General features: G+C 45.3%; 11 protein-coding genes. 8 read left to right on the top strand and 3 right to left on the bottom strand.

Annotated features, from left to right (window positions below; genetic code table 11):
* Positions 1 to 23 precede the first annotated feature (23 nt).
* The 4 genes from narJ to cls (AAGG74_RS12800) all read left to right on the top strand — a co-directional run bounded on the left by narJ (position 24) and on the right by cls (AAGG74_RS12800) (position 3,616).
* On the top strand, positions 24 to 581 hold the full coding sequence (gene narJ, locus AAGG74_RS12815; protein WP_429675727.1) for a nitrate reductase molybdenum cofactor assembly chaperone: 558 nt from the start codon (positions 24 to 26) through the stop codon (positions 579 to 581).
* Positions 578 to 1,249, top strand: coding sequence for a respiratory nitrate reductase subunit gamma (gene narI / locus AAGG74_RS12810; RefSeq protein ID WP_162103817.1), 672 nt, complete (start codon positions 578 to 580; stop codon positions 1,247 to 1,249). The genes narJ and narI overlap by 4 nt, the downstream gene beginning before the upstream one ends.
* Positions 1,250 to 1,380: 131 nt before the next feature.
* A complete protein-coding gene (locus AAGG74_RS12805; protein ID WP_162103818.1) occupies positions 1,381 to 2,010 on the top strand; it encodes a YitT family protein in 630 nt (209 codons plus the stop codon).
* Between the two features lie 103 nt (positions 2,011 to 2,113).
* Positions 2,114 to 3,616: a cardiolipin synthase gene (gene cls / locus AAGG74_RS12800; RefSeq protein ID WP_429675726.1), complete on the top strand. Its 1,503-nt coding sequence runs from the start codon at positions 2,114 to 2,116 to the stop codon at positions 3,614 to 3,616.
* A 181-nt stretch (positions 3,617 to 3,797) separates the two neighbouring features.
* Here cls (AAGG74_RS12800) and AAGG74_RS12795 read toward each other — a convergent pair whose 3' ends face one another.
* The 3 genes from AAGG74_RS12795 to cls (AAGG74_RS12785) form a co-directional block, all read right to left on the bottom strand.
* Complete coding sequence (locus AAGG74_RS12795; protein WP_162103820.1) at positions 3,798 to 4,070, bottom strand: hypothetical protein; 273 nt, start codon at positions 4,068 to 4,070, stop codon at positions 3,798 to 3,800.
* An 80-nt stretch (positions 4,071 to 4,150) separates the two neighbouring features.
* A complete protein-coding gene (gene uvsE, locus AAGG74_RS12790) occupies positions 4,151 to 5,113 on the bottom strand; it encodes a UV DNA damage repair endonuclease UvsE (protein ID WP_429675725.1) in 963 nt (320 codons plus the stop codon).
* Positions 5,114 to 5,125: 12 nt separating this feature from the next.
* A complete protein-coding gene (gene cls, locus AAGG74_RS12785; RefSeq protein WP_429675724.1) occupies positions 5,126 to 6,322 on the bottom strand; it encodes a cardiolipin synthase in 1,197 nt (398 codons plus the stop codon).
* Between the two features lie 154 nt (positions 6,323 to 6,476).
* Between cls (AAGG74_RS12785) and AAGG74_RS12780 the strand changes: the two genes are divergently transcribed.
* From AAGG74_RS12780 to pyrG, 4 genes are all read left to right on the top strand, one after another.
* Complete coding sequence (locus AAGG74_RS12780) at positions 6,477 to 8,594, top strand: heterodisulfide reductase-related iron-sulfur binding cluster (RefSeq protein WP_429675723.1); 2,118 nt, start codon at positions 6,477 to 6,479, stop codon at positions 8,592 to 8,594.
* Positions 8,591 to 9,730, top strand: a complete 1,140-nt coding sequence (gene acdA / locus AAGG74_RS12775) for an acyl-CoA dehydrogenase AcdA (RefSeq protein WP_429675722.1) — start codon at positions 8,591 to 8,593, stop codon at positions 9,728 to 9,730. Before AAGG74_RS12780 ends, acdA begins: the two co-directional genes overlap by 4 nt.
* 182 nt (positions 9,731 to 9,912) lie before the next feature.
* Complete coding sequence (gene rpoE, locus AAGG74_RS12770) at positions 9,913 to 10,425, top strand: DNA-directed RNA polymerase subunit delta (protein WP_429675721.1); 513 nt, start codon at positions 9,913 to 9,915, stop codon at positions 10,423 to 10,425.
* Positions 10,426 to 10,665: 240 nt separating this feature from the next.
* Positions 10,666 to 12,273, top strand: a complete 1,608-nt coding sequence (pyrG, locus tag AAGG74_RS12765; protein ID WP_429675720.1) for a glutamine hydrolyzing CTP synthase — start codon at positions 10,666 to 10,668, stop codon at positions 12,271 to 12,273.
* Positions 12,274 to 12,340 lie beyond the last annotated feature (67 nt).

Genomic DNA, 12,340 nt, shown 5'->3' with positions numbered 1-12,340 from the left:
TTTGATAAATGAGGTGTAACAAGATGAACACCACAGACCGGCAAATGACGTTCTCCGCTCTTTCCTGCCTTCTTTCCTATCCAGATGAAGAGTGGAGAGCTGAGCTTCCTGATTGGAAGGCTCTTATTCATGAAATCAGCAACCAGCAAATCAGGGAGAAGCTGCTGCACTTTTTCAAGGGGGCATCCAGCTTCTCTCAAGAAGCATTGATCGAGCACTATGTCTATACGTTTGACTTCGGAAAAAAAACGAATATGTATGTGACCTACTTTAACTCAGGAGAGCAAAGGGAACGCGGGATTGAATTGCTGCATTTAAAAAACACTTACCAGGAATCCGGTTTCCTGCCGACAGAGAAAGAGCTGCCTGATTACCTGCCGCTTATGCTGGAATTTGCCGCAGTAGCAGAGGTTGAAGCAGCGAGAAGTGTGTTTGGAAAATATTTGTCCAATGTTAGGGAGCTGGCTTCCCGTCTCGAAATAAATAACAGCATATATGCGGAGCTGCTGCATGTGCTGCAGGACGCCCTGGAAAACATCGGGGTGCGTGAAAGCACTGAAGAAGGGGCTGTTCAGGCATGAGCGGGCAAATCCTGTGGGGCGTAATGCCATACATTGTTTTGACAATCTTTATCGGCGGCCATATTTACCGTTATCAGCATGACCAATTTGGCTGGACGGCGAAATCCAGTGAGCTGTTAGAAAAGAAAAAACTGGCGGCGGGCAGTACACTTTTTCATTGGGGCCTCGTGTGCGTTGTCGGCGGGCACGTCATGGGCATTCTTATTCCGGAAGCCGTGTATTCTTCCCTTGGCATTTCAGAGCATATGTATCACAAAATGGCGATTGGCGCAGGCCTGCCAGCGGGGATTGCGGCATGTACCGGACTCGTTATCCTGACGTACAGAAGGCTGTTTGACAAAAGAATCCGCAAAACCAGCTCCCCAACGGATATCCTGACGCTCATCCTGCTGCTGTTCATGATGCTGACGGGGGTTGCGGCCACGTTTCTCAACATTGATTCGAAAGGATTTGATTACAGGACAACAGTCGGGCCATGGTTCAGGGAAATTGTTTTGTTCCGGCCTGACGCTTCTTTGATGGAGAGTGTCCCGCTATGGTTTAAGTTTCATATCATAATCGGATACGTTGTTTTTATCCTGTGGCCGTTTACAAGATTGGTTCACGTATTCAGCCTGCCGCTCAAGTATTTGACACGAAGCTATGTCGTATATCGGAAACGCTCGTGAAAAATCCCCCTTGCAAAAGGGGGATTTTTTTCATAATCGTGTAATATTTTCTGCCAATGAAATGGCTGGGCGGTGAGAAAGTTTGTTATGTTTGTAGGTGGAAACAACATGATCTAGAAGGAGCGTGAAGAATGAAGCGGATTTTACTCATTTTAATTGCTTGTCTGATCACAAGCGCCGGGGTCCTGACCCTCAGACATTCTCATGTGTTAACTGGCGGCACAGCCGGACTGTCACTAAGTCTGACATATTTATTTCATTCCTCGTTTGCCATCATCTTCTTTCTGATCAATATCCCGTTTTATGTGTTTTCTCTCATCAGAATGGGCATCAAATTCACTCTATCCACCATATTTGCAGTCACAGCGCTGACTCTGTTTACAAGCGCGGATCACTGGCTGCCGCCTGTCTCTTTTCCGCCGCTTGCCGGGGCGATTTGCGGCGGGGCGCTGATCGGGCTTGGCCTGTCACTCATGTTTTATCATCAAGCATCGCTGGGCGGTGCCAATATTCTCGCATTATTTCTGCAAAAACGCTGCGGATGGAATCCGGGAATGGTTAATTTTCTCTTTGATTTTGGTGTAGTGCTGGCCGGGATTTTTTCAGTGGGATTGCTGAGAGGGATCTTCTCTTTTGTATCGATTGCAGTTACGGGCCTGGTCGTCGGCTTCTTCAAAAATAAAATCAAAAGCAGTTATTCCCTCAAGCCGGCCTTGCTCCAGAACATCACACCCGGCCAATCTCAGGAAGCTTCATCATAAGCCTTTCCGCACTTAGCGGAGAGGCTTTTTTTATATAAAAGGTTTACCGGTTATAGAAAAGAGGGAATACGGAGGTAATCGAATCAGATTGGGGAGAATCAGGATGCTGAAAAGGAGACTGGAATTTTTCTTTTTATATCTCATGCTTATCGGGGCATATGTCATATGGTTTTTTCCGGTTTCCAGACTTGAATTTTACGGAGGATTGCTTTGCTATGTCAGCATTATTTTGTTCAGCATCTATTCGTTACTTCTTGAAAACCGCACCTCGCAGCACACGCTGTTATGGATCCACATTCTTATCTTTTTTCCGATCGCCGGCTACATGTTTTATCTATTCTCCGGACAGCTGTATGTAAAAGGAAAGCTGTTTAAGACAAAACGAATGTACAACAGGGAAAAGCTCAGGAAGCTGTTTGATATGGAAGAGACGCCGCCAGTCACAGAGCTGAAGGACAATCAGAAAAGATTCTTTACATACTCTATCAAGGCCGCCCATATGAATATCAATACGAAAAGCAATATCAAAGTACTGAAAAACGGCGAAGAAACCTTCCCGGATATTTTCAAAGCAATGAGGAAGGCAGAATCTTATATACATATTGAATACTACATGTTTAAATCAGATATGCTCGGCCGCGGGATGATGGACATTATGATGGAAAAAGCGCGCCAAGGTGTCGACGTGCGGTTTTTATATGACGCTGCAGGAAGCATCAAACTGGCTGGAAGAGATATCGTGAAAATGAAACAGGCGGGAGTGGACATTGTTCCGTTTTCTCCGCTGAAATACGGATTCTTTAATCAAAAGCTGAATTTTAGGAATCACCGAAAAATCGTGATCATTGATGGGAAAATCGGTTTTGTGGGCGGATTAAATGTCGGGAAGGAATATATCAGCCGAGATCCGTATATAGGCTTTTGGAGAGACACCCACCTAAGGCTGGAAGGAGAAATTGTGCAAACGCTTCACGCCATCTTTATGCTGGATTGGGAATATGTCTCCAACGAAGTATTAATTGATCTAGAGGAATACAATACTCCAGTTCCAGTCGAAGGAGAGGGCATTTATCAAGTTGTCGCGACAGGCCCTGACATGAAGGAAAGCATGAGCGACCTTTATTATGAAATGATCGCTTCGGCACAGAAATCAATATGGATCGCCACCCCTTACTTTGTTCCGAATGAATCCATTCGTACAGCGCTGAAAGCAGCAGCGGCAAAAGGCGTGCAAGTAAGGGTCATGGTGCCGGAGAAGAACGACAGCTTTTTGACGCAGTACGCGTCGAGATCCTATTTCCCGGAGCTTCTTCTCGAAGGCATTGAAGTCTATTCCTACCAAAAAGGCTTCATGCATCAAAAAGTCATGATCGTTGATGGTGATCTAGCCTCTGTCGGCACCGCAAATATGGACATGCGCAGCTTCCAGCTCAATTTTGAAGTGAACGTGTTCTTTACGGATGCCGAAGCAATCCGCACCCTTGAAGACCATTATGAAGAGGATATGCTGGACAGTGAAAAACTCAGCCCTGTCGGCTTTTATAAAAGGGGAATGATCGATCGGACAAAGGAATCCTTCGCCCGCCTGTTTTCAGGTGTTTTGTAAGAAGGGACCATGATAGGCAAGTTCTCCGACTTGCATTTTCGTTCGCCAGCTTTGGCACCAATGTTTTCATGTTGTTATGGTGAAATTTGAATGAAACAATTCGGACAGGCGGTTCAGCTCCATTATGTAAGAACATAAGAAAAAGGATAGACAAGATGTCTATCCTTTTTTATATGTAAGTTTAAAGCGCTTCTCTTTCAGCGGGTTCAATCATACTTTGGAATTTTTCAACAAGCTGCGGTGCTTTTGTTCCTTCTACTACAATCAAATATTCCTTTTCATCATGAGCCATGCGGAATGTTTCAAGCTCGATTAAGTTTTTGATTTTGCACATCGTTTTCTTTGAATAAATATAAACCTCGTGGCTTCCAGAATGGCACATTTTATAAAGATGAATCAAATTTCTTAAAGTAAATGCCTGTGCGGCTACTTTCAGAGACTTGATGTTTTTCATAATCTTTCTCCTCCATCGATTGTTGTCTTATATAGGGTATGTTCCCAAAGCGGACGAGCCGTAAACCTGATATGGCACATTTAAGATTTCCATTGCAGCGTGCCGCCGCCAATACGTTTGACACCGCGAATGGAGCTTAATTCATCCATCAGGCGGAGAAGAGCCTTGTCTTTCTGTTTTGCTTCAATCATGAAATCAATATTGGTTCCCCATTGCCTGAAGCGTTCCAAGAGCGGCAGCAAAAAATTCGCGTCAACATAATCGGCGTGGCTGCGTATGGCTTGCTCCGATTTTGGGGAAGACAGGTGCACCTTCGGCGGCAGGCCGATTCGCTCCCATGTGTTGATCATCCGGGGCAGGGCTTCATTTAGGTCTGCGTCATCATCTGGATTGGCATAGAAATGATGAAAGTCAAAGACAAATGGCACATTCTCTTTTTCGCAGGCTCGAAGCGTTTCTTCCGTCGTATAGGTTTTATCATCGTTTTCAAGTGTCATCCGCTGTTTGATCGCCTGCGGCAGCTGCTTCAAATGTTGATGAAACTGTGCAGTTGCTGTGTCTTTATCTCCGTAAGCGCCGCCTATATGGATGTTAATAACAGAGCGATCAGCAATGCCCATGGCTTCAAGCATGCGGTAGTGATACGTCATATCGGTTATCGCATTTTTTATAACAGATTCCTTTGGGCTTGTGAATAGGGTAAATTGATTTGGGTGAAAGCTTGTTCTCAAATGATGTGTTTTGACAAGCTCTCCAATCTCCCGAAACTCCTTTTGAAACGGCGTGACAAAGTCCCACATCACATCGGGATGCGTGGCCAATGGCACAATTGAACTGGAAAAACGGTACAAAGGAATGCCATGACCGATGATATAGTGAAGGGTTCTCATCGTATTGTGCAAGTTGGCTCTTGTCACAGTCAGCAGTGCTTCTTTTCTTTCATCCGTTGAAAGCTTGGAATAACGCGCGAATGTCAATGTTTTAGCGGGAGACGCCTCCCAAAGGCTCATCGCGTTTGATACGAACCCGAATCTGAAAATCATAGGAATTCTCCTTTATAAAAAATAAGATAATGCTCGGCCAAGCCATTCCGCCGGGCGCTGCCTGAATGTGCGGCTGCTGAAAGCCTTCTTGGTCAGCAGCTCCGACTTTTTCATATCCTCGTTGATTGTGGCGTAGACCTCACCTGTAAAAGCTTCGTCGTCAATTTCGACATTGACCTCTTCATTTAAAAATAAGCTGCGCTTATCGAAGTTGGCTGTTCCGATGATGCTGAGATGGTCGTCTATGATGACGGCTTTTGCATGATAAAACCCTTGATAATAGCGATAAATCAGACAGCCGGCATCCAAAAGCTCCGAATAATACGTAAAAGCCGCTTCTCGTACCAGCGGATGGTCTGATTTCATCGGTACAATGATTCTCACGGAAACGCCGTTTTTTCTCGCATTAAGCAGGGCCTCTCGAAGCGGTCTTGACGGGATATAATAAGGCGTGCAAATAGTAAGGCGATTCTTGGCCTGCGCGATATTGGCCAAATACATGTTTTCAAGCGAATAGCCGTCAGTCGCATAAATCTTATGAGAGATATTCCCCTGCTGGAGCTTCGGACAAACTTTCGCCCCCATTTCAATTCCGGTATTTCGCTTTAGGTCAGAAGCAAAAAGCGTATGAAGGTCATGCACGCCTTCTCCCTTCATACGCAGATGATAATCCTCCCAATTGCCGAACTTCGCTTTCTTTCCCAGATATTCCTCAGCGATATTAAACCCGCCGATATAACCGATTTTTCCGTCTATCACAGTGATTTTCCGATGATTTCGTTTTTGTATATGAAAAAAGAAAAAAGGGAAGCGGGGCTTGTTTAAAAAATGAACATGAACTCCGGCATTTTTCAACGTCTTCAGAGCTGGTTTTTTTATTTTTTGGCTGCCGGACCAATCCAGTAGCAAATAAACAGAGACACCGGAATTCGCTTTTTCTTTCAGCAATGTAAACATATTGTGGCTGACCTCATCATTTTTCATAATAAAAAACATCATGTGAACAGAAGAAATGGCCTGGCGGATATCTTCCATCATCCGTTCCACTAGGTCAGCGCCGCAGTGAATCAACTCGATATCACTCTTCTTTTTTGAAAAGACAGGCTCGTAGGCGTTTTTTTTATAAACAGCATATCCCATGAAGATATCAAACAGAATGAAAGCCAATAGGATGATGACAATAATGAGAATGACGAAAAATATCTTCATGCCGGCACTCCTTTCCGTAGTAACGGTAGTATGCCCGAACCGCAGGAATTTAATTATTGACTGAACACTCATTCATTATTTATCATGAAGATAATCTTATATAGATTCGAGGATAGGGAATCACGGTCTTCATCAGTAAAAAGGGGGGATTGGAATGAGCGGCTTTCTCATTGCGAATGCATTGTTATTTCTTGTTGTAACCGCTTACTCTGTCTATTTGTTTGTCTACTTGGTTAAAACAAGGCTGGCTTACATCAGGCTCGGACAGAAAGAACATTTCGATAAACGGGTTAAGGAAAGGCTTCAGGCTATTTGGGTGAATGTATTCGGACAGAAAAAACTGCTCAAGGACAAGAAAAGCGGAATGATTCACGTCATGTTTTTCTACGGATTTATATTGGTTCAGTTCGGAGCGATCGACTTTATTATCAAAGGGTTGGCTCCCGGCCGGAATCTGCCGCTCGGCCCTGGCTATCCCGCCTTCACCTTTATTCAGGAAATCGTTACGTTTCTCATTTTAATCGCTGTGGGCTGGGCATTTTACAGGCGTTATATCGAAAAGCTCGTCAGGCTGAAACGCGGATTCAAAGCAGGACTGGTCCTCATTTTTATCGGGGGATTAATGCTGACGGTGCTGCTTGGGAACGGGATGAATTTGATTTGGCATGGGCACGTACTTTCGTGGAGCGAGCCGATTGCCTCAAGTATCGCGTTTTTGCTTGGCGGAATCGGAGAAACAGGCGCCGCGGTGATTTTCTATATCGCATGGTGGGTGCATCTTCTGTTTTTGCTGAGCTTTTTAGTGTACGTGCCTCAATCAAAACACGCCCATTTAATCGCAGGGCCTGCCAATGTTTTTTTCAATCGAATGGAATCAGCCGGGAAGCTTGAAAAAATTGATTTTACCGACGAAACGAAAGAAAGCTACGGAGCAGGTAAAATTGAAGATTTCCGGCAGTCTCAACTGCTTGATCTGTACGCATGTGTTGAGTGCGGCCGCTGCACCAATATGTGCCCTGCAACAGGAACGGGAAAAATGCTGTCACCGATGGACTTGATTTTGCGCCTCAGAGACCATCTCACCGAAAAAGGCGCCGCCATCACCTCGCGCTCGCCATGGGTCCCCGAGGCAGCGTTCCGCCATACGAGAGGAAATCAACTGGCGGCGCAGTCAACAGGCAGCGGATCGCAGGAAGCCGCGGCGGCGCTGGATTACAATCCGAGTTTGATCGGCGACGTCATTACAGAGGAAGAAATTTGGGCCTGCACCACTTGCCGGAATTGTGAGGACCAATGTCCTGTCATGAACGAGCACGTGGATAAGATCATCGACCTCCGCCGCTACCTCGTACTGACAGAAGGAAAAATGGACAGTGATGCACAGCGCGCTATGACCAGCATCGAGCGGCAGGGAAATCCGTGGGGCCTCAATCGAAAGGAACGTGAAAATTGGCGTGACTCGGCGCCGGATGCTGAGATTCCGACCGTAAAAGAAATGAAAAAAGAAGGGAAAGAATTTGAGTACCTATTCTGGGTCGGTTCCATGGGGTCTTATGATAATAGAAGCCAGAAGGTCGTGATTTCCTTTGCTAAGCTGCTCAATCACGCGGGCGTGTCTTTTGCGATCCTCGGCAATAAAGAAAAAAATTCAGGGGATACGCCGCGCCGCCTTGGAAATGAATTTCTATTCCAAGAGCTGGCTGAAAAGAATATTTCCGAATTTGAAAAAAATCATATTAAAAAAATCGTTACAATTGATCCGCACGCATACAATTTATTTAAAAACGAGTATTCTGATTTCGGTTTTGAAGGCGAGGTTTATCATCATACAGAAGTGCTGGCAGAACTGGTGAAAAACGGGACATTAAAACCGCAGCACCCCCTTGAAGAGACGATTACCTTTCATGATTCCTGCTATTTGGGCCGGTACAATGACGTTTATGATCCCCCGAGAGAGATTTTGAACGCCATTCCGGGCGTACGGCTGATTGAAATGGAGAGAAACCGGGAAACCGGCATGTGCTGCGGCGCCGGCGGGGGATTAATGTGGATGGAAGAAGAAACGGGAAATAGAATAAATGTCGCCAGGACAGAGCAAGCGCTCGCAGTCAAACCATCGGTGATCAGTTCAGGGTGCCCGTACTGTCTGACGATGCTCGGGGACGGCACGAAGGCGAAAGAAGCCGAAGACCAAGTCAAAACGTATGACGTCGCCGAACTTCTGGCTCAATCTGTCTTAGGCGCTGATATGAAAACGGGGGAGAAGCCATGAATTTTTCATTATCAGAAGAACACGAGATGATAAGAAAATTAGTCCGTGATTTCGCGAAGCACGAGATAGCTCCGACAGCGGCAGAACGCGACGAGCAGGAGCGCTTCGATCGGAAGCTGTTCCGAGAAATGGCGAATGTGGGGCTGACAGGAATTCCGTGGCCTGAACAAAACGGCGGTATCGGAAGTGACTATCTGGCCTACGTCATCGCGGTGGAGGAGCTGTCAAAAGTGTGCGCCTCCACCGGTGTGACGCTCTCCGCCCATATCTCCCTTTGCAGCTGGCCGCTGTTTGCATTTGGAACGGAAGACCAGAAGACAGAATACTTAACACAGCTGGCCCTCGGAGAAAAAATCGGCGCTTTCGCCCTAACTGAAGCAGGGGCCGGTTCTGACGCCGGCAGCATGAAAACAACTGCTGAACGAATCGGCGATCACTATGTGCTAAATGGCTCAAAAGTGTTTATCACAAACGGCGGCATCGCGGATATTTATATTGTTTTTGCAGTCACCGATCCCGAGAAAAAGAAAAAAGGCATTTCCGCTTTTATTGTAGAAAAGGAATTTGAAGGATTTTTGACAGGGAAGAAAGAAAAGAAGCTGGGCATCCGTTCGTCTCCCACAACGGAAGTCATGTTCGAAGATTGTGTAGTACCCGCAGCAAACCGCCTCGGAGAAGAAGGTGAAGGCTTCAAAATCGCGATGAAGACACTTGACGGAGGAAGAAACGGCATTGCCGCTCAAGCCGTTGGCATTGCTCAGGGGGCGCTTGATGCGGCGCTTCTATACGCAATAGAGAGAAAGCAATTCGGAAAATCTATTGCCGAGCAGCAGGGCATCGCTTTTAAACTGGCTGATATGGCTACAATGATAGAAGCTGCAAGGCTATTGACCTATCAGGCGGCGTGGCTTGAATCATCGGGTCTTCCATATGGAAAAGCTTCCGCCATGTCCAAACTGCTGGCGGGGGATACGGCGATGAAGGTTACGACCGAAGCTGTGCAGATTTTCGGCGGCTACGGCTATACTAAAGAATATCCGGTTGAACGCTATATGCGTGATGCAAAAATCACGCAAATCTATGAAGGCACGCAAGAAATTCAAAGACTGGTCATCTCCAGAATGCTCGCGGATTGACAGAAAACACCTATCAGTCGGATCACTCTTGTAAAATTATTTAAATTAACGCTGTTAAGGGTAGCATATTCTGTTTTATTTTGTTTATAATGAGAGGTATGGTTTGTATAAGAACGATACAAAAATGCTTTCATTATTGATAAAACAGATACATATAAGTAATAGAAAGGGAGTGTCCGACCTTGGGTATCAAACAATATTCACAGGAAGAGCTAAAGGAAATGGCTTTAGTTGAAATCGCTCACGAATTATTTGAAGAACATAAAAAACCAGTTCCTTTTCAGGAGCTTTTAAATGAAATTGCATCTTTGCTCGGCGTGAAAAAAGAAGAGCTAGGAGACCGCATCGCTCAATTTTATACAGATTTAAATATTGACGGCCGCTTCTTAGCTCTGTCTGATCAAACGTGGGGGCTTCGCAGCTGGTATCCGTACGATCAGCTTGACGAAGAAACGCAGCCGACAGTTAAGGCGAAAAAGAAAAAAGCAAAAAAAGCAGTCGAAGAAGATCTTGATCTTGACGAATTTGAAGAGGTCGATGAAGACGATATTGATGTGGATGAAGTTGAAGAAGAACTTGACATTGACACCGATGATGACTTTGACGATGAAGACGATGACGGCCTTGAGATCGAAGAGGATATCGTTGATGAAGAAGATGAAGACGAAGACGAAGAAGATGAGGACCTTAAATAGTAAAACGCCCTCATCAAAACGATCTTGACTTTCATAGTCGAACTATGTAGTATGTATTTTGGGCTCTTCAAAAACGAAGAGAGAACATAGTGCGTTATGCTCCCTTTCAAGAAATTGAAAGGGAGCTTTCTTATTTTCACCCCTCATTTTTTCTTATAAATCATTTAAAAGGCTAAATGATTTTCTATAAAACAGTACATTTTAAGCATGTAGCTAAGAGCGAAGAGAGGAGCAAACGAAATGACGAAATATATTTTTGTAACCGGGGGAGTCGTATCCTCACTTGGAAAGGGTATTGTAGCAGCTTCATTGGGACGTTTGCTGAAAAACCGCGGGCTGAACGTGACGATTCAAAAATTTGATCCATACATCAACGTTGACCCGGGAACAATGAGCCCATACCAGCACGGTGAAGTATTTGTAACAGATGACGGCGCTGAAACAGACTTGGACCTTGGTCACTATGAGCGTTTTATCGACATCAACTTGAATAAATTCAGCAATGTGACAACAGGTAAAATCTATTCAACAGTTCTTAAAAAAGAACGACGCGGAGACTACCTTGGCGGAACTGTACAAGTCATCCCGCACATTACAAACGAACTGAAAGACCGTGTTTACCGTGCGGGGAAAGAAACAAACGCGGATGTCGTTATTACAGAAATCGGCGGTACTGTCGGAGACATCGAATCACTGCCATTCCTTGAAGCGATCCGCCAAATGAAGAGTGACATCGGCCGCGAAAACGTGATGTACATCCACTGTACGCTTGTTCCTTACATTAAAGCGGCAGGCGAATTGAAAACAAAACCGACACAGCACAGTGTAAAAGAATTACGCAGCTTAGGCATTCAGCCAAACATCATCGTCGTTCGCACAGAAATGCCGATATCTCAAGATATGAAAGATAAAATCGCGTTATTCTGCGACATCGATACAAAAGCGGTGATCGAGTGTGAAGATGCGGACAACCTTTACTCCATTCCGCTCGAGCTTCAAAAACAAGGGCTTGATAAACTAGTTTGCAATCACATGCAATTGGAATGTAAAGAAGCGGAAATGTCTGAGTGGAAAGAGCTTGTGAACAAAGTCAGCAACCTATCACAAACGATTACGATCGGCCTTGTCGGTAAATACGTTGAGCTTCCTGACGCATATATTTCTGTCGTTGAATCACTCCGCCATGCGGGTTATGCGTTTGACACAGATGTCAAAGTCAAATGGATCAACGCTGAAGAAGTGACAGAAAGCAACATCAAAGAACTCGCAAACGGAACGGACGGCATCATCGTGCCGGGCGGATTCGGAGACCGCGGTGTTGAAGGAAAAATCGTCGCCACAAAATACGCGCGTGAAAACAACATTCCATTCTTTGGCATATGCTTAGGTATGCAGGTTGCGTCAATTGAATACGCACGACATGTATTGGGCTTAAATGGCGCTCACTCAGCGGAAATTGATCCATCAACTCAATACCCGATCATTGACCTTCTTCCTGAACAGAAAGATATTGAAGATCTCGGAGGAACGCTACGGCTTGGTCTTTACCCTTGTAAGCTTGAAGAAGGCACAAAAGCCTTTGAAGTGTATCAGGATGAAGTGGTGTACGAGCGCCACCGCCACCGCTACGAGTTCAACAACGAATTCAGACAGCAAATGGAAGATCAAGGCTTCGTATTCTCGGGCACAAGCCCTGACGGACGCCTTATTGAAATCATCGAACTGAAAGATCACCCTTGGTTCGTGGCTTCTCAGTTCCACCCAGAGTTCAAGTCAAGACCGACAAGACCTCAGCCTCTATTCAAAGGCTTTATTGGAGCGTCTGTCGAAGCTGCAAACCAGAAGTGATAAAAAAAGACTTGCCGTTTGTCAAAAGCGGGCAAGTCTTTTTTATTTGTTTCCTGTAAGATCCAGC

Origin of the sequence: Bacillus mexicanus (assembly GCF_050445615.1) — a bacterium.
In the GTDB taxonomy this organism is placed as follows: domain Bacteria; phylum Bacillota; class Bacilli; order Bacillales; family Bacillaceae; genus Bacillus; species Bacillus mexicanus.
Note: the sequence above shows the minus strand (reverse complement) of the source record. Positions and strands in the feature narration are given on the sequence as shown.